General features: G+C 57.4%; 13 protein-coding genes. 2 read left to right on the forward strand and 11 right to left on the reverse strand.

The window, feature by feature from the left end:
* The first annotated feature begins 102 nt into the window (after positions 1–102).
* Complete coding sequence (locus AC07UB_RS10910; RefSeq protein ID WP_494652961.1) at positions 103–543, forward strand: hypothetical protein; 441 nt, start codon at positions 103–105, stop codon at positions 541–543.
* A 39-nt stretch (positions 544–582) separates the two neighbouring features.
* On the opposite strand, the gene AC07UB_RS10915 is transcribed toward AC07UB_RS10910, so the two are convergent.
* Positions 583–960 (reverse strand): hypothetical protein, encoded by a 378-nt coding sequence (locus tag AC07UB_RS10915; RefSeq protein ID WP_494652962.1) that lies wholly within the window; start codon positions 958–960, stop codon positions 583–585.
* 664 nt (positions 961–1,624) lie between these two features.
* Between AC07UB_RS10915 and AC07UB_RS10920 the strand changes: the two genes are divergently transcribed.
* Positions 1,625–2,071 carry a VOC family protein gene (locus AC07UB_RS10920; RefSeq protein WP_494652964.1) on the forward strand — a complete coding sequence of 149 codons (447 nt, stop codon included), beginning with the start codon at positions 1,625–1,627 and terminating at the stop codon, positions 2,069–2,071.
* A 382-nt stretch (positions 2,072–2,453) separates the two neighbouring features.
* Here the strand turns inward: AC07UB_RS10920 and AC07UB_RS10925 are convergent, their stop codons facing one another.
* The 10 genes from AC07UB_RS10925 to AC07UB_RS10970 all read right to left on the reverse strand — a co-directional run bounded on the left by AC07UB_RS10925 (position 2,454) and on the right by AC07UB_RS10970 (position 18,156).
* Positions 2,454–5,693: an adenylate/guanylate cyclase domain-containing protein gene (locus tag AC07UB_RS10925; protein WP_494652965.1), complete on the reverse strand. Its 3,240-nt coding sequence runs from the start codon at positions 5,691–5,693 to the stop codon at positions 2,454–2,456.
* Between the two features lie 300 nt (positions 5,694–5,993).
* Positions 5,994–7,223, reverse strand: coding sequence for an ABC transporter substrate-binding protein (locus AC07UB_RS10930; RefSeq protein WP_494652967.1), 1,230 nt, complete (start codon positions 7,221–7,223; stop codon positions 5,994–5,996).
* A 37-nt stretch (positions 7,224–7,260) separates the two neighbouring features.
* Positions 7,261–8,214 carry a Bug family tripartite tricarboxylate transporter substrate binding protein gene (locus AC07UB_RS10935; protein ID WP_494652968.1) on the reverse strand — a complete coding sequence of 318 codons (954 nt, stop codon included), beginning with the start codon at positions 8,212–8,214 and terminating at the stop codon, positions 7,261–7,263.
* Positions 8,215–8,289: 75 nt separating this feature from the next.
* Positions 8,290–10,068 carry a hydantoinase B/oxoprolinase family protein gene (locus AC07UB_RS10940; RefSeq protein WP_494652970.1) on the reverse strand — a complete coding sequence of 593 codons (1,779 nt, stop codon included), beginning with the start codon at positions 10,066–10,068 and terminating at the stop codon, positions 8,290–8,292.
* Entirely contained in the window at positions 10,061–12,184 is a 2,124-nt protein-coding gene (locus tag AC07UB_RS10945; RefSeq protein WP_494652972.1) for a hydantoinase/oxoprolinase family protein, read from the reverse strand. The genes AC07UB_RS10940 and AC07UB_RS10945 overlap by 8 nt, the downstream gene beginning before the upstream one ends.
* A gap of 27 nt (positions 12,185–12,211) precedes the next feature.
* Entirely contained in the window at positions 12,212–13,105 is an 894-nt protein-coding gene (locus AC07UB_RS10950) for an alpha/beta hydrolase (protein ID WP_494652974.1), read from the reverse strand.
* 13 nt (positions 13,106–13,118) lie between these two features.
* Positions 13,119–13,697, reverse strand: coding sequence for a hypothetical protein (locus AC07UB_RS10955; protein WP_494652976.1), 579 nt, complete (start codon positions 13,695–13,697; stop codon positions 13,119–13,121).
* Between the two features lie 109 nt (positions 13,698–13,806).
* A complete protein-coding gene (locus AC07UB_RS10960; RefSeq protein ID WP_494652978.1) occupies positions 13,807–14,727 on the reverse strand; it encodes a LysR family transcriptional regulator in 921 nt (306 codons plus the stop codon).
* A gap of 511 nt (positions 14,728–15,238) precedes the next feature.
* Positions 15,239–17,026: an adenylate/guanylate cyclase domain-containing protein gene (locus AC07UB_RS10965; RefSeq protein WP_494652980.1), complete on the reverse strand. Its 1,788-nt coding sequence runs from the start codon at positions 17,024–17,026 to the stop codon at positions 15,239–15,241.
* A 155-nt stretch (positions 17,027–17,181) separates the two neighbouring features.
* On the reverse strand, positions 17,182–18,156 hold the full coding sequence (locus tag AC07UB_RS10970; RefSeq protein WP_494652982.1) for a dienelactone hydrolase family protein: 975 nt from the start codon (positions 18,154–18,156) through the stop codon (positions 17,182–17,184).
* Positions 18,157–18,192: the final 36 nt, after the last annotated feature.

Here is an 18,192-nt window from a genome sequence, read left to right on the forward strand (position 1 = left end):
CTTTGCCCCTTTGCAGATTTTGGGTTTGGAAGCAAAAATCGGGGTTTTCCCTTTCTCCTGCCAAATATGATTGTGCTCGATCACAAGCGGTGGAGAGTAGAAATGAAGCTGGTACGATTCGACGACGGCAAAATCGGCCTCATTGTTCGATTACCCACCGGGGTGCATGTCATTGATGTCATTGCGAGCCTTAGCGCCTTGGCGCCGGGAGATCCAATCTCGCGAGGCATCCTCAACGGTATCCTCAAAGACAAGAGTTGGGGTCCTTTCATAGAGCACTGGCCAATGGTCCGCGTTGGTTTGGAGCGGCTGACGAATACAATTAAGGGATCGGGAGTCGTCCTGCATCGGCTCGACGACGTTCGAATGTCCGCACGTACCGCCGATACGGACGGTATCGCCAGTCTCGAGATCACAGAGTGGAAAGCTGTCGCCCATGATCCGACGGGACGCGATGTGATGGCGCAGCAATTTGCATTACATGCGTTGAACGCAAAACCATTGGATGGCCGGATCGTTACGCTTGATGCTCACCGTCCTTAACCCCGACCGATATGACAGCAAGGTCCATGAACAGGAGGGTCAGTGCGTTTTCACGCTGTGGCCTTTTCCATCCAGGTGGGCATGCCCGAGTTCCTCGGAAAGTTCTGCCGTCAGGCTAAAAGAGACGCTAAAGCCTTTCGACGTGCCGACGGTCAGAATGCGGAGATTGCCGGGACTAAGCTCGAGCTGAAAGTCCGTTAGAGGATAGGTGATCCGCATATTAGGATCATTATGAGACTGCTTGACTGCGTTGGAGGCCATGGTCGGCAACGTCATGAGTAACGCCGTAAGCGTCTCGATCGTGAATACAATACCTACCGTACGGCCTGCGACATCTTGCACAACCAATCGAACGGCTGTTCCGTCCGTAGCTGTTTCGAAGGTGGTCAATTTACGAACTTCGATATCGGTAGTCATGTGTTCGGAATCCCGGGCAACTTGACGACGCAGGATTCATGGATGACGGCACTTTGTTGCAATCCGTTTCTTGCCTTCAAATCGTCCGCACATCGAAAATATATTTCCCCCTCCACGCGAGCCGTAATGTAGCCGCATGTCGGTTTGGAACTAGGCTCAGAGAAGCCAGTCGCAGCACTACTTTCCTCCTGCGAAGGGTCAGGCTCGGTGCGTGCTTACGGAACGCGCCGAGCCGGTCTGGTTGGACGAATTGCCATACCGCGGCTTGGCTAAACTGATCGTCAGCGACGTCATTCAAATTTGCGAATACCAAGGCAACAATCGGAGTGCACTCTTTCTGCTGGCTGCTCATTCTCGCGATCATACACAGGCGTCCCTATCTGGGAGATCGTGCGATGACATCATTTCGAAGCTTTCACGCGTTTGCAGCCGAACGAGGCGATGGTTTGCGGCCCGAAATCCAGAGATTGCTGAATCGCGCGGCAATCGACCCGCGTTTCGCAACGACCATTCGGCAGGACGGCATGTTGCAGTCAGGGCCTGATCCGAAATCTGAATCCGAACACACATCAGAGGCCCCACCTCGGCGGCAGGACGCCCAACACTCGAACGCTGCCGATCCGGATGCGGACTCCGTTGTACAACTCATTCAGAAGGAAACGCCATGAACACATTCCGACGGTGTTCAATTTCGGCTGTCCTGTCCCTGGCCATGCTTTCCGGCATCACATCCCTTCGGCCGGCGGCGGCGCAGCTCGGCCCCTGCAAAACGGCCGCTCCTACGACGCCTGACGTTAATCTGTTTGTGTCGAACCTCGACAGGGCCGTGGATTGGTATCGCCAAAACGCAGGGTTGGTGGAAGATAGTCGATGGTTTGATTTTGGTCGCGGCGGTATCACAGCTGTACGAATGAACCGGGAAAAAGCGGGCGTCACGCTGATATTCTCGCCAGCTCACCGCGAGTTATCGAGTCTCCAGATGCTGTGTCTGGTACTTGATAATCCACCTGCGTCATCGACAGGTACGACGCCTACCTATCTCATCGATCCCGATGGCGCTTCAGTAGAGCTTGTATACGCCCCGGCCACTGGCCACTCGAGAGATCAATGATATTGGAGGGAAGCGCGGCCAGCAAGCGGCGGCGCAGATTCACGTAGGATCGGGCGAGTCTACAGCCAAAAACATACTTCCGAGAAGACCACTTCAGGGGGTAGGCCTTGAGCTCGCCGCGCGGAATGAGATTCTATAGTCAAGCGGATGTACGCTTCGGGTCAAATGCAGACATTCAGCATATGAAATTCATCCGGCCATCGACTGACAAGCTTTTGCATACTCCGCCACGCTTCGTCCGGCAGGGCTGCATATTCGATCATTTTACTTTTGCTGCGGGCCCTGGGCACTTCTTCTAGTGCGCGTACTCATAAGCCGGTTCTGTAAGCGCAGTTCAGCTGATATCTTAGGCTTCGCTCCACGGCCGTTATCCAATTTATTCCTACATTGCGAACTCGAACAATGAAGCCTGCGCGCGACGCTCGAAAATGACGGTGCCCTGGCGCTTGGCGATATCGGCTGCGGTTGCGAAGGCTGATCGTGCCTCAGTCTTGTTGCCGCGGTGGAGCGCCAGCAGGCAAGCGCCGCGCAAGCGATAGATCTCGGGCAGGTAGATGCCGATGCCCGCCTCGTCGATACCTGCGATCGCGCGGTCGAGATGACCGAGTGCGTCCGCGGGTCGGCCCGCGGCAAGCAGAACTTCGGCTGCCAGGCCGAGATAATATTGCGGCAGCGGACCGGCTGCGGTGGCATTGGCGATCTCAGCATCGATCAGCCGCACGGCGTCCGCAGCGGCTGCGCCGCTTGCAGTGGCCCAGCCGACCAAGATCAGACTGCTGGCACGCCACGGCGGCAGGCCGAACTTGTCGGCCAGCGAGGCCGCGCGATGCGCTGCCGCGTAGGTCGCATCGCGCTCTCCTCCGAGCTGATAGCCGATACCGACGTTATGCAGCCCGTGCGCGAGACTATTCGGATGATCGAGCATTTCGGCCAGCGCAATGCCTTGCGTGAAATGCGGCCTTGCCTGTTGTTCGTCGCCCGATAGCCGCCATGAATTGCCACACTGGATATGGGCGCAGACGGCGGGATCGTGGCCACCAAAGGCGTGCGCGAGATGACGATGCTGCGTCATGTCGTAAAGCTCGATGACGTGCTGGCAGCCCTCCAGCGCGCCGCCGACGTCGCCGCGAAAATACGCCGTGGAAAACTGGCAATGGTAGGCTTCGAGCAACAGCTCGCGATCGCCTGACCGTTGCGCGAGCGACACCAGTTCGCCGGCGCGGTCGCGCGCTAAGGCCGTTTTGCGCCTTAGGTTGGCGTTGATCCAGAGGCCCCATTTGGCTTGGAAGGAAGCGGGGCCGTCGCCGAGCTGCTCACCGATCTCGCCAGCTTTGGTATAGGCCGTTTCAGCCTCGACGCTTTGCATGCCGTGCATGACGACCGACGCCGCGCCAAGTTTCAGCCAGAACTCCAGTTGCCGTCGCAGGCCGTTTTGCGGCGGCATGGTTTCGGCGAGCTTGAGACCCGCCGTGAAATGCGCGATCGCCTCCACATAGGTCGAGCGGCTTACGGCTTGGTTGCCGGCGCGCATACGGTAATCGCAGGCGAGAGAGAGCTGCCCCGCTTTGCCGAAATGATAGGCCAGCACCTCCGGTTCCTTCGCGGCGATGTCGCTAAAACGCTGCTCGAGCGCAACACCGACGCGCCCGTGCCATTCGCGGCGGCGCATCAGCAACAGGCTTTCATAGGCAGCGTCACGCACCAGCGCGTGCTTGAAGTTGAAGCTCAGCTCGAAGCCACGCTCCTCGGGGAACACAATTCCTGCGGCAACCAGCTTTGCCAGCATGTCTTCCAATTCGTCGTTGTCCTTGCCGGCAACCGCTTCCAGCAAGGCAAAGGTGAATTGCCGGCCGATCACTGCGGCAATTTGGGCCACCTCGCGCGCGCCGCCGAGACGGTCGAGGCGGGCCATCAGCGAGTCCGTCAGCGTCGCTGGCACCGAATCCTCGCCCACCGATTCCAGCACACTTCGGGTCAGCTCTTCGACGAACAGCGGTACACCATCGGTCTTGGCGATGATCGCAGCGATCGTGTCCGCCGCCAGTCCATGCGCGGCAGCGACGCTCGCAACCACCTGCATCGATTCGGGACGGCTGAGGCGTCCGAGCGTAATCAGTGTGGCGTGTGGCCTTGATAGCCACGACGACGTGAAATCTGGCCGCGCCGACACCACGACAAGGAGCCGCGCGCGGGTGATGCTGTCGGCCAATCGCGTCATCATTTCGAGCGTGGTCGCATCGATCCAGTGAGCGTCTTCCAGCACGATCAGCACCGGATCGCTGTCGCTGGTCCGCGTCATGATCTCGACGATCAGCGCGAGCGTTGCGGCCTTGCGCTGCGCCGGCGACGCGGCGGGTGCCGCCTCGGTCAGCGGGATCAACAACAGCTCGGCCAACAGTGGCAGCGCAGCTGGATTGGCGATGTGCCGCGCGCCAAGAAGGCCGCCGAGTTTCTCGGCGCGCACATCCGGTGGATCGGAAGGCGCAAAGCCGGCGGCGCGGTTGAGAAACTGGATCACGGGGTAGAGCGCGCTGTCGCTGTGATAGGGAGAGCATTGCAGATTGATGCGCGCATGAGCTTCGGCTGCAAGCTCTTGTTGCAGCGCCTCGATCACGCGCGATTTGCCGATGCCGGCTTCGCCGGTCACAGTCAATATCTGGCCTTCGCCTTGCCGCGCCAGATGCCAGCGTTCGCGCATCAAGCCCATTTCGTGCGCCCGGCCGACCAGCGGTAGGCCTCCGGCGCGGATTGCGGCAAAACGGCTTTCGACCGTGGCCTCGCCGTCCACCCGCCAGGCCGGCACCGGGCGGGCAAAGCCCTTCAACTCGTGCTCGCCGGTATGGGCGAGCTCGAAAAGGCCGCCTAACAATTTTTGGGTCGACTCACTGACGAGGATGCAATCCGCCCCGGCCAGCGCCTGTAGACGCGCGGCGAGGTTGGGGGTTTCACCGACGATAGTCCGCTCCTGCGCCGAGCCGGTGCCGATGATTTCGCCGACTACGACGAGACCTGTGGCGATGCCGATCCGTACCTGCACGCGCGTGCCGTCGGGCATTTCGATTGCGCCGACTTCCGACAGAATTCCAATCGCTGCGCGAACGGCGCGTTCCGCCGCATCCTCGAAGGCGCGTGGAAAACCGAAATAGGCCAGCACGCCATCGCCCATGAACTTGGCGACGAACCCACCGTAACGCCCGATCGCACCAGCCACCGCGTCTTGGTATCGCCGGATCAGGCCGCCGAGCAGCTCCGGATCGAGCCTCGCCGACAGCGCCGTGGAGCCAACCATATCGGCGAACATCACGGTCACTTGCCGCCGCTCGGCTTCGCCAAAGCCAGGCTCCTCCGCGACGGACGATTTCTCGCCCGACGAAAACGAGGCGGCGGAAGAAAATTTATCGAGTGAGGAAGCCTTGTTGGAGGCGGAAATTGGGACCGCCTCGGTGTTACGCGCCGTGATCGCCTTCAGGAGCCGACGGCGATGGCCGAGGGACAGACCTAGTTGCTTGAGATCATGGTCATTGAGGTCGGGCAGGATATCCAGGTCGATGTCGTTCGCTTCGAACGCGTCGGCGTACTGCTCCAAATTATTCCCACGCAACCAGTCGCGAAGATCGCTCATGCAGTTGACCCCATCTGCCCTAAGAAAGCAGATTGGCACATCTATAGAACTTGGGCACAGGATTTCGAGGAGCAGAAGGGACGTGCCTTAGATCCGAATTGGGCCATTTCCGACCTATTCAGCGGATTTGCCTACTGGTTGAAGTCCGCTCTGCTCCAAAAGCGGGGGGTGCCGGGGCGTCGTTAGACCGCACAAGTCTAACCGGTTATCTCTGGAGAGATCCTCCATACTCTATCAGCCTTCCCGGCCCGGTAGGGCTTTCACATTCTATCATCAGCCCGTTCGGGGACTCGTAGTCGCCTATTTTGAGTTCTCTTGAAGGGACACCTCAGAAATCACATCTCCGAAAAGCTGCCAACGGTCTCCTTGAAAGCGCATAAGTCGCAGCTGTTTAATGGGAGCGAAATCGGTCGGAGCTGTCCCGACTGTGATTCCTGGCAGCAAGCCACCTTGCTCGAAATCTTTCAGATTTGCGGCCTGCTTCATTACGTTTTCTCGCGTCAGGTCATCGCCACACCTCCGAAGCACCTCGGCCATTGAGGTAGCCGTGTTATATCCGACCATGGCCGAACTCTCCGCAAGATTGGCTCCCGGAAGATACTCATTCATCAACGAACGAAACTCCTTCATCCCAGGGTCGTTGTCCCACTGAGGATCGGTGGCATCCTTGGCGTAGGTGGCAGAGATAATATCTTGGGCATTATCAATACCTGCAGGCTTGATGACTGCGCCAATTGACGAACTCACACTCGGCACGATGTGAAGAGGTTTCCAGTTTAGTTCGGCTACCTTCTTGATCGTTTGAGCGGCAAATTTCGGCGTCGTGAAACTGACCAATACATCAGCGCCTACTGACTTCATCTTGACGATGTGTGTATCGATCGTCGGCTCACTTACCTCGTAACTTTCCTCACTGATAAGCATGTTACGGCGATCGCCAAGCCCATCCTTGAAACCCTTCAGATAATCTTTCCCGTAATCGTCATTCTGATAGAAAACAGCAACTTTGCCCGCTGGCTTCTCCTTCAAGACATATTGAGCCAAAATCCGGCCTTCCGTCTGGAAGTTCGGAATCCAGCCCATGGTCCACGGATAATTCTTCGGGTCATTCCATTTGCTGGCACCGCTTCCCACGAAGATTTGCGGCACCTTCTTGGCATTCATGTACTTATGAATTGCCGCATTGCCGGGCGTTCCCAGCGGATTAAAGATCAAAAGCACCTCATCGCTCTCGACAAGCTTTCGCGCCTGCTCGACCGTTTTTGGCGGACTGTAAGCGTCATCGTAGGAGATGAAGTTGATCTTGCGGCCGTTAATGCCACCTTGATCGTTTATCTTCTTGAAGTATGCGGCCTGCACCTTGCCATTGAGCCCATAAGCTGATGCAGGCCCGCTGTACGGCATGATATTCCCGATCTTGATCTCGGTGTCGGTAACACCAGGACCATACGCTTTTTGGGCAGCAGCAGCAGCACCACCTGTAATTGTCACAGTGCAAAGAGCGATCAAGTACGAACGTACCAGAAACATGGATTCGGTCTTTCTATCAAAATGCAGGCAGTGCTACTCAGCGTAGCAAGTTCATATCGCGCGCAAGCGTTTCGTAGGTGTCTACTTCGCTGGCAACGATCTTCTTGAACTTTTCGGGGCCCGCGCCGATTTCATCGACGCCAATTTCGGAAAGCCGCTTCTGAACATCCGGCGACTTGATACCGGCCATAACGGCATCGTTGATCTTCTTCACAACATCGGGAGGCATGTTTGCTGGTCCCGCGAGTCCGATCCAGGTCTCGGACAGCACTTTCGGCAGACCGACTTCGGCGAACGTCGGAACGTCCGGAAGGTAGATCGATCGCTTCTCCGAGCCGATCGCCAAGGCGCGAACATCGCCGGACTTAACGGCGCCGAGCGCCTGATTAACGGCCGAAAAGGACATCGGAACGTGTCCACCCATCACTGCCTGGAGGGATTCGCCTGAGCTCTTGAAGGGAATGTGATTGAGCTTCACCTTGGATTCGCGCTCGAAAAGAATTCCCATGAAGTGCGAGGTGGAACCGACTCCGGAACTGCCGTAAGCGATTTCGCCGGGCCGTGCCTTGGCGTCCTCTACTACGGACTTCACATCCTTGTACTTGGTGTCCTTGTTCACGGTCAGCATTGATGGCGCTGTGGCAATCAAGCTGATGTAAGTCAGCGCTGTCTTGGTGTCGAAATCAACCTTCTGAATCGACGGCACCATCGTATGCGTACCAGGGATCATGATCAGCGTCGTGCCGTCTGGCGGTAATTTTGAGACCATCGCTGTCGCGATCGTTCCGGAGCCGCCGGGCTTGTTCTCAACTATCACCGTGGTGTTCAGGCGCTTGCGCAAGTCCTCCGCCATGACGCGGGCAAGGACGTCCGTCACGCCGCCAGCTGAAAATCCAACAACAATCTTGATCGGTTGCGTATCCTGCGCGATCGCTGACGATCCGATCAAAGCCAATCCGAACACGGCGGCGGCGACCTTGGCTAGATTCATGGCGTTTCCCTTTTGATGATTTTCAGTTCGTGGCCTGTTTGATCGGCCTTCTGTGATCGTCCGCTCGGTGTTCTCTCAGGCCTTTCTGAGCGATGAAGCAAAGCGACGTACGCTCGTCGCCTCTTCATCAAGCGATCCATCCTTTGCAAGGACCACACCGTAGTCGCGCTCCGCAGCTTCGACAGACACATAACCCTCCGCGACGTCACGCATGACGCGCGCAGGATCGCGCTCGAAGGCAAGGCCATGCCCGCCACCGCCGCCACTGGAAATGACGACGACATCGTCGCGTTCCATTTCCATTTTTCCTTTGCGCAGCACGCTTCGGTCACCCGACGCACGCATCACTTCCCCGCCTGCGGTCTGCGCGGCTCCGCCACCGGCAAGCCCCCACGGTGGACACTGTGTCCGATCCATTTTGTTCATGAGCGTCAGTGGTTGCAGGAAGCGGTAGACCTTCTCGATGCCAAGCCCACCACGGAATCTACCGGGACCGCCGGAGTCGGGGCGGAGTTGCTTGGACTCGATCCGGTATGGATACATCGCCTCCTGAATCTCGACCGGCACGTCGCGCACGTCGCCGTGTGTCGTCGAACGGTACGGTCCCGGACCGTCAGCATCGGAAAAGGCGCCCCATCCGCCTGACATCGCATCGAGGCACAGAAAGCGCACGCCCGTCTCCGCATTGATACCTGTGACTGTATGCGTCCCGTAGATGCCGTGATGGCCGGCGGGGATGCGGTCGGGCAACGCTTCGGAAAATGCACTGAGGATCGTATCGACTACGCTCGCGTGCGTGTTGCCGGCGCTGCCATAGGCAGCATCTGGTCTTGCGCTCAGGAACGTGCCGTCCGGAATGACGATCCTGACACGCTCGAAATCACCTTCATTCACCGGCGTAGATGAAGAGAATAGAAATTTCGCGGCCATACGTCCGACCGCTACCGCACCGCCTTCGCGGCCAGAGTTGAATGGGCCGGACACCTGCTCGTTGACGTCCGACAAATCGATGGTCAGTCCGTCGTCATCAACGATGACCTTGACGTCTACCTTGATGGGGACGCCGACACGAATCCCGTCATCGTCGAAGAAAGAGGACGCCGTATAGGTTCCATGCGGCACATCACGCAAAGCACGCGTCATGTTACGGGATGCATCCGCATGCATGGCATCCATGGCCGCTAGTACCTCTGAGAATCCGTGCTGCGCGACGACTTCCTGTACCATGTCGTGCCCCATCCGGCAGCCGCCGAGCTGCGCCTCAAGGTCGCCCATCACGAGCCGCGGGAAACGCGTGTTGATCTCGATCAGCCGGAATATCTCGCGACGGCGCTGTCCGCGATCGATCAGCTTCAACACCGGAAACTGAATACCCTCCTGAAAAATCTCTGTCGTTGTGGGCGAGAGGCACGACCCCGGCATATTGCCGCCGACATCGACCCAGTGCACCAGCACAGCGAAGAACCCGAGCAACTTGCCTTCGATCCGGATCGGCGTGAAAGCACAAACGTCGTTCAGATGTTTTCCGAGTGTAGCCGCATCGTTGATGATGAAAACGTCCCCCTCATGCATCTCTTCCTCGCCAAAAACATCGAGTCCGGCGCGAACGGCCAAGCCCAGCGCATTTGCGACAAAGCCCGGCAAGCTGTACCGGGATTGCGTGACAAGGCTTCCGGAAGCATCGACAAAACCGACCGCATAGTCCTTGTACTCCTGCACAAGAAGACTGAACGCCGTGCGCTCGATATTTTTCTCGATCAAATTCGGGATGGCGATCAGCCGTTGACGAATGATCTGCAATTCAATGGGATCAATCGCTCTGGCGAATTCGAGGGAATGAGAGATGTCATCCATGAGACGCTTCTCCCTTTCGCGATGCAGGAGCGCAGGATATTCGCAATTCGCCCAGCCGTCCGACTGTCAACGTGTCTTGAGGGGACACCACGGTGGTCGAACTGTATTCCTCGACAATCGCTGGCCCCTTGGTTGAGAACCCTTCCGGCAACTCGCTGCGGCGATAAATCGGTGTATTCAGTCGTTGACCTGCGCCAGCGAAGTAAACCGATCGATGGGAATGCGGCTCCACCTTTCCTGACGCGGAAATTGCGCTCAGAGCATCGAGCTTCGGCCGTTGCGTGGGCACTAGAGCACCGACGCGCAACACGACAAAAGCCAGGTCGGTACCCTCGTTCAGGTGACCGTAGCGCGCGCGATAGACATCCTCGAACGCAGCCTGCACATTCGCGATAGTTGGTTCTGGTGGCAACTGAATGCGCACCGTGTGCGACTGTCCCTGATAATTCATATCGGCTTCATGGATGTAGGAAATTTTCGAGACATCGAATTCCGATGCCATGGAATCCCGCAACTCGTCTTCCATCTGCCGGAGCATGTCGCGCGCGTCGGCCAGAGCGGTCTCAGTCAGATCGCGCAGAAAGGTTCGCGCACCATCCCGTCTGGCTTCGGCCATCAACATTCCGAGCGACGAAAACGCTCCTGGGTGAGGCGGAACCACCACTTCGCGGATACCGAGGCTACGCGCCAGATCTGAGCCAAACAGGGGGCCGCCGCCGCCGAAGACGAACAGTTGGTATTCCCGAATATCGCGGCCGCGTTCGATGGTGATCTCCTTGATCGCGCCGGACATCGTTACTGTCGCGAGATCAATGATTCCCTGCGCGACCTGATCCGTCCGGGCCGGGCCCGAATAGCCAAGGGGTAAAGCCAACTGACGATCGATGGCGTTCGCAGCCCCTTCCTGATCCAGCTTGAGACGACCATTCATGAAGCTGTCGGAGCCGATACGCCCCAGAACGACGTTTGCATCGGTTACGGTCGGCTCCTCGCCGCCCCTGCGAAACGCAATGGGTCCCGGATCCGAGCCCGCGCTCTGTGGCCCGAGGCGCATGCGATTGTTGTCGTCGATCCAGGCGATCGATCCGCCGCCCGCGCCGACTTCAACAATGTCCAACACTGGTGTGCGAATGGGAAAGCCCCGCTCGTAGCCGCCCACCCAATAGGTGTTGACGACTTCGAAACGACCGTCTTCAACCAGCGCGCATTTCGCTGTCGTGCCGCCCATGTCGAAGGCGATCATCTTGCCAAGACCCAACTCCTGCGCATAAGCCGCGGCGCCAATACAGCCACCGATTGGCCCTGACTCGACCAGCGTCACCGGCTGCGCGATGGCCGCCTGCGATGTCATGACCCCGCCGTTCGAGCCCATCATGTAAAAGTGGCCGCCGAAATTGCGATCGGTGAGCGCCTGTCCAAAGCTTTCGACATAGGCTGACATCCGCGCGCCCACGAACGCATTCGCAGCGGCCGTCGAGGTGCGCTCGTACTCCATCCACTCGCGCGACAGTTCCGATCCGATCGTGACGTACACATCTGGCATGAGTTCATGCAGAAGATCTCGTACCTGCTCCTCGTGCGCCGCATTGGCATAGGAGTTCAGCAGTGAGATTGCGATGGACTCGACGTTGGACTTCCGCAAGAGCGGAACGAGCGCCCTCACGCTATCGAGGTCAAGCGACTGGACCACACGTCCCTGTCCATCGATGCGCTCGACGACCTCGAACCGCAGTGAGCGCGGAATCAGCGGCTCACCACGACGATAGCGCAGATTGAACGTCTCCGGCCGGTTACCGCGCCCTATTTCGAGAACATCGCGAAAACCCTTGGTCGCGATAAGCGCGGTCCTGGCACCGTGGCGCTGGATGAACGCATTGATGACATGCGTTGTCCCATGCTTGAACAGCGAGGCCTGATCGAGCTGCGCGCTGGTGTCTTCGAGACCGGTAATGACCCCGTCGACGAGATCGCCATACGTTGTCAATGTTTTTCCGAACTTCGTGGCACCTGTCTGCGAATCGTAGACAGCTAGGTCGGTGAACGTCCCGCCCGTATCCGCAGCAATCAGATAGCGGCGCGATGTCCCCTGCGCGTTCGTGTTCGCTTCAATAGTCATGCGGCATCCCTTTATACAAAACGCGCATCAATTCAGAAGGTGTGTCACGAACCAGTCGCGCGCCGCGCTGCTGGAGATAGCAAACAGATTGACATACGGATCGTAGTGCCCACCATCGAACAAAACGAGTTTCTTCGGTTCCAACGCGCGATTGTAGGCCTGCAGTGCCAGGTCCGTCGCCGTAAGAACATCGCGATTGCCGACGATCATCAGCAACGGCGTCGGACTGATCCGTTCGATATAGCTTCCCGGCTCATACTCTCTCAGCATCTCGGCGCTGCGCAGCGTGACTTCATTCCTCCGCGTCGGTGCGACCTTCAGGCTCTCCTGGAAGAACTCCCAAGCATCGAGACCGCCGTTGAAGCACGCCGTGGCCGGATCTTTTGCAACGAGCGGCATCATGCCCGGCGGCTCGCCGGCAAAACGATTCTTCCTGTCTTCGTCGAAGCGGGCGCGCGATGCTGCCATCAGGTCCGCGCGCGTACGGCGCGCGGCCCCCGCACTTCCGCTGATCGACGGCACCTGCGCAACGACACATTTGACGCGCCTGTCGATCGCCGACAGCATCAGAACGTGCCCGCCGCTCAGACTCGTTCCCCATGCACCGATCTTGTCCGGATTGACGTTCGGCAGCGTCATCGCAAACGTAATCGCATGTCGGTAGTCCCGCATTTGCAGGATGGGGTCGATCTCCTGCCGGACGTTGCCGTCGCTAGCGCCGAAATTGCGATGGTCATAGACAACGGAGGCAAGCCCCGCCGCAGCGAACACCTCGGCGTAGCGATCGAGATATTGTTCTTTAAGGGCAGCCGATCCGTGAGCCATTACAATGGTTGGGAATGGGCCGTCGCCCTTGTCGGGTACGTAGTGCCACCCGCGAAGCGTGGTTCCTTCGGCGTCGAATTCGATGTCATTTCTCATGATTTGACTCCCGTCACGCCGAAGCTGCGACGCGCTCGGTGATCGGCGACATCAATACGCTTAGCCTGGCATGGTATTTTTCCGGGGAAGCCATTGCGGCTCCCTTCGCGCTCTTGTCGCCAACGAAATGCGCGACATCAAAAACAGGCGACCCCGGTCTGGATTGCTTGTGGTTGGCAACGAGCAGCCCGGCTTGCGGATGCAACGTCACCGCATCGATAGGTTTGTCGAACTTGACAAGATCGAGCATGCCGTTTCCGAAGCGCCACTCATTGGTGACATCCCACAGCGGCTTGAAGACGACGCCCTTGCTTGCGTCGCGATCGATAGCCTCGGTCGACGGCATCCGATCGGTCCCGCGGCGCTCAGCGATACCACTGATGGCGAGATCAACGTCGGAAAACTCGTAGATCGCCAGATAGTCCGGCGTCTCCGTTTTTGTTTCAATATCGAGGAGACGGTAGCGCCGCGCCGCAGCAATACCCGGTATCGCGACGAGATCGTAAATATGCCGCTTGGAATACCAATTGTTGAACTCTTGGTCTTGTCCAGCCTTGGGCCGCGTAAAGACAAAGTAGAAGCAGTACGACACAAAAACGCCCTCCGCAGACTGCGATCGGACGCGAACATTTCAGTTGAATAGAAAATCGGCCAGCCCTTGATTGGGACAACGATTGTGACGGAGGTTCACAAGCACGCGCTTATCGGCCGATATTGGGAAGCCGCCATGGACTTTCCGAGAACTTCTGACACAGAAAATCGACGAATGTCCTGATCCTCAGTGATTGATCAGGCTGCCGTTGATACAGGGCAAAAATCGGCTCTCTGGCATTTGCGGTAAACTCCGGAAGTACCTGCACGAGCGCGCCCGCCCGAATATCTTCCGCCACGACAAAGTCCGCAACGCGAATAATTCCGACACCGCGCAAGGCCAATTCTCGCAACATCGGCGCTTGGTTCGACGTTGCGTTGCCGACGATCGGTCCGGTCTCGGCCTTGTCATTTTCGAATGACCAAACAATCGCGTGCGTTCGCACAGAGAAATTCAGACAATTATGAAAAGCAAGATCTGCTGGCGTCGCCGGGATACCACGGTTGCTTAGGTAAGATGGTGCCGCACATACAACCCAGCCGCTGTCGGCGATCTTCCGGGACATCAACGTGCTGTCGTTAGTATGTCCAAACCTGAGAACGACATCGACACCCACTTCAACGGTATCGATTTTCTCCGTGCCTAACTGCAGATCAAGTCGGATCTGTGGGTTAAGGAGCAAAAACTCAGGAATGATTGGCGCCAACTGCGATAGTGCAAAGGATGGAAGCCCGTAAACGCGAAGTTGGCCGCTAGGTGCTGCAGAGAATTGATCGACAAGATGATCAGCATCTTGCATTGCTTCGATAACGCGAGAAGCACGATGCAGCAATGCCTCACCTTCTTCTGATAGCCGGATCGAGTGTGTCGTCCGGTTGAAGAGCCGTGCTCCAAATCTTTTTTCAAGCCTTGCGACAAGCTTGCTTATCGCCGACGGGCTAAGGTCAAGAACTCGAGCTGCTGCTGAAAAGCTACCACTTCGCGCAATTTGGACGAATGCCTCTAGTTCTTGGAAGCGGTCCGCTCGCATATTTCTAACTCACGCGTGGGCTGTGATATGCGAAATTTTAAACGCGATCGCAAAACAGACCAATAGGCTTGCCTCTTGTTCTTACACGCGATGTTGCGGCGCACACCTGAGACCTTTTCTACTAAATCCCGAAGAAGCTAAGGGAAAGCAGAAGTCTCAAACGCTACTGCAGGTCACAACGGCGACAATAACAATTGACCTGCCCGGTAACGTCAAGTCGCGCAAGGCTATACAAGTTATGGCTGGAGAGATTCTGCATACTCTCATCAGCTCTCCCGGCCCGATGGGGCCTGCGTACTCTATCAGCCCTCACAGCCCGATAGGCCTGCCAGCCTCAATTTCAGCAATGAGGGTCAACACCGCTCCACGGGTTCACGACGTCACGAGGAAAACTCGTGATAGAATTCACATTCTATCATTAGCTCTCAGCCTTCGCTTATGGCCGACCAAGGCGTATGTCCGCTTCGTGTCACAACCAGACCTTGGCGGGCTCGCAACCTCACATCAGGATTCAGCTGCATTCGTCGGGCAGTCCGGCGGTACAGAATGCCTGCCGCATTCGATGGTGCCACTCCAGATCCCGCGTATGGCAAAGTACCATCGCATCCGAGATGGTCATTTTGGGATCGATCCGCAGCATTTTCGCTACAGTTTCCTGTGCTTCTGTAACACGGCCGAAAGGCACGGCATTGATGACAAAGTAGGCGAACGAGTGCATCGCCGGATGGGCTTCCATAGCCTTCGATGACCATTCGTATCCCTTGTCGTATTCTCCGTTGATATTGTATGCGCAGCCCAATCCGGACCATGCAGCGGGCCGCGCGGGGTCAAGCGGGTCGAGACGCATTACCGTCGAGAAGGCGTCGATCGCCGGCTGGCTCTCACTCCGCATGACGGAAACCCAGCCTCGCGCGATCCAGGCTGCTCCAAGACTTGGGTTGAGCTCTACGGCGCGATCGGCGAGCTCTTTCCCGACGTCGTATTGCCTACCAAGATGACACAAGTGATGGGCCGCCCGCGCCAACGCCAGCGCGTCCTCGCGTGGCAGCGCGATCGCGGTTTCGGTCAACCGGATGATTTCGGCTCGCGTCTCCGGAGGCATCGGAGTGCCGTAGCCGAACTGCCGATTGAAGAGACATGACGCCGCCATGACGTAGGCAGCCGCATAACCGGGGTCAAGCGTGAAAGCCTTGCAATACAGATCGTGTGCTTCGTCAAAGCGTCTGTCATATCGTTGAAGGGCTGTTGCCCTTTGAAAGAGTTCGTAGGCATCGAGATCGACTGTTGGCTTGGCTTTGATGCGCTCGAATTCGGCAATCTCCAGCTTGAGCGAAACCGAACTGACGATTTTCATCGTCAATGCATCTTGCAATTCGAAAAGATCGTTTAGCTCGCCGTCGAGCTTCTCAGCCCACAGGTGCTTGTTCGAAGGAGCTTCAATCAATTGTGCCGTGATGCGGATGCGGCCACCAACCTTTCGAACGCTGCCTTCGAGCACGTAACGAACGCCGAGCTCCCGCCCGATCTGCCTAATATCAAAGGCCTTTCCTTTGTAAGTGAAACAGGAGTTGCGGGCGATGACAAACAGGGAAGGAAAGCGCGAGAGCGCCGTGATGATGTCTTCGACGATGCCGTCCGCAAAATATTCCTGCTCGGGATCGCCACTCATGTTCTGGAACGGTAGCACCGCGATCGACGGCTTATCAGGTAAGGCAAGCAAATTCGGCGTACCGGGTGGTATTTTCTGCAATCCAGACGGAGACACATTGCCAATGAGCGCCATGCGCCACGCCCGCATAGGCTCCGCGATGTTCTTGAGCGTCTGCAGGCCGATGTCTTCGAATACGACATCGACTTTGCTGCGAATTTGCCTTTGAGTGTCGTCGGAAATACAAAGGCCGCCAGGCTCCGAGATACCTTCGAGCCGGGCCGCAATATTCACACCGTCGCCGAAGATATCATTATCGTCGATCATGATATCGCCAACATGAATGCCGATGCGGAATTCAATTCGGCGGTCTGCCGGGTCGTCGGCGCTCATCGCGGCCATGCCGCGCTGGACTTCGGCGCCGCAGCGCACGGCGTCTACGGCACTGGCAAACTCGACCAGCATGCCGTCACCCGTAGTCTTGACGATACGACCTCGATGGGCTGCGATGGTTGGGTCAACAAGGGTCTTTCTGACGGCCTTTAGCCGAGCTAGCGTGCCTTCCTCGTCGCCGCCCATAAGGCGGCTATACCCGGCCACATCTGCCGCCAGCACCGCTGCCAGACGCCGCTCCATCCGCTCGCTGGTCAAAAAAAGCCCCTAAATCAGAAAAATGGCTCCACTTATCAAAGCATGTTGGGCTGCTGTTCGGCTAGGGCCAATGTCCGGGTTGGGTCAGGAGCGGACACTCAAATTCATCCGATCGTCGACTAATAAGCTTTTGCGTATTCTATCATTAGCTCTCACTATTTGACTTGGAAAACCTCCGTCAAGAAATCTCGAACGAATATGCGAGCCTTGCTGCTTGCGGCCTCGTTGTAAGCAATCGTTGGGTCTTTTTCGACGCAGGCATCGGTAAAGGTGAAAGGCTTCTGGGTTTCACGATTGATTATTTGATGATCGTTTCCTTCCACCAGCTGACAGCGGCGAGTTGTTGTCGCTCCCTTTAAAACTGCAGGCGTCCGAAAAGCCGGGGCGTCGAATACGTGGTACGTGTCCGGGTACTCAATCAGCTTAACGTCCTTGTGAGCGTTTGTCAGTCGCTCCACGTAGGCGCGACACGGTGCAACTGAGTTGTAGTTGTCTGAACTGCCGTGGAGGATTCGGATGGGCCTATCGCTCACATCGGTGTCTTGCAGGTAAGTAGTCACGCAATCAGGGTAGAAGGCAATGTGCGCTGCGAAGCGCAAGTTGTTGGCTGGACCGAGCGTTCCGTATAGTCGGTTCATGGCCGAGTACAGGGCCGACTGTCCGCCCCTGGAAAAGCCCATCACAGCGACGCGGTTGGGATCGATTCGCGGATGCTTAGCCAAAAGGTCGAGAGCCCGATAGGCATCGCCAACCATGTTAAGACGACCTAGCTGCGTCTGATCCATTACTGTGGAAACGATCCCTCGTGCAGCGAAGCTGTCGATGGCAAATGTCGCGATGCCGAGTTGAGCCAGCTCCCTCGACCACTCGTCAATCATACTTCCGGTGGCGCCGATACCGCCGGAGCCATGGAGTAGGACGACGGCAGGCAATCTATCGTTGCCAGCTTTTGGAATGCGCAGTTCGCCAGCGATAGTCACCGGTTGCCCTTCGCCCCGGCCCGCCAAGAAATCTGAATCATTAAGAGTGACGGACGAAATTGGATAGACTTCTAAGCGCGCCAACTGAGCATTCGCCGACACGTCTATTGCCGCAAGAATTGCAGCCGCTGTTATTATCTTTTTGAGCATTGCTTCCCCCTTGAGGTCGACAGTGCAGAACTAAAG

Source organism: Afipia sp. GW821-FHT04G03, assembly GCF_059419985.1.

Excerpts from the sequence above, each read along its gene's own strand:
- AC07UB_RS10930 (WP_494652967.1), bottom strand. The coding sequence starts at position 7,223 with ATGTTTCTGGTACGTTCGTACTTGATCGCTCTTTGCACTGTGACAATT.
- AC07UB_RS10970 (WP_494652982.1), bottom strand. The coding sequence starts at position 18,156 with ATGCTCAAAAAGATAATAACAGCGGCTGCAATTCTTGCGGCAATAGAC.
- AC07UB_RS10935 (WP_494652968.1), bottom strand. The coding sequence starts at position 8,214 with ATGAATCTAGCCAAGGTCGCCGCCGCCGTGTTCGGATTGGCTTTGATC.
- AC07UB_RS10945 (WP_494652972.1), bottom strand. The coding sequence starts at position 12,184 with ATGACTATTGAAGCGAACACGAACGCGCAGGGGACATCGCGCCGCTAT.
- AC07UB_RS10925 (WP_494652965.1), bottom strand. The coding sequence starts at position 5,693 with ATGAGCGATCTTCGCGACTGGTTGCGTGGGAATAATTTGGAGCAGTAC.
- AC07UB_RS10920 (WP_494652964.1), top strand. The coding sequence starts at position 1,625 with ATGAACACATTCCGACGGTGTTCAATTTCGGCTGTCCTGTCCCTGGCC.
- AC07UB_RS10940 (WP_494652970.1), bottom strand. The coding sequence starts at position 10,068 with ATGGATGACATCTCTCATTCCCTCGAATTCGCCAGAGCGATTGATCCC.
- AC07UB_RS10960 (WP_494652978.1), bottom strand. The coding sequence starts at position 14,727 with ATGCGAGCGGACCGCTTCCAAGAACTAGAGGCATTCGTCCAAATTGCG.
- AC07UB_RS10950 (WP_494652974.1), bottom strand. The coding sequence starts at position 13,105 with ATGAGAAATGACATCGAATTCGACGCCGAAGGAACCACGCTTCGCGGG.
- AC07UB_RS10910 (WP_494652961.1), top strand. The coding sequence starts at position 103 with ATGAAGCTGGTACGATTCGACGACGGCAAAATCGGCCTCATTGTTCGA.
- AC07UB_RS10915 (WP_494652962.1), bottom strand. The coding sequence starts at position 960 with ATGACTACCGATATCGAAGTTCGTAAATTGACCACCTTCGAAACAGCT.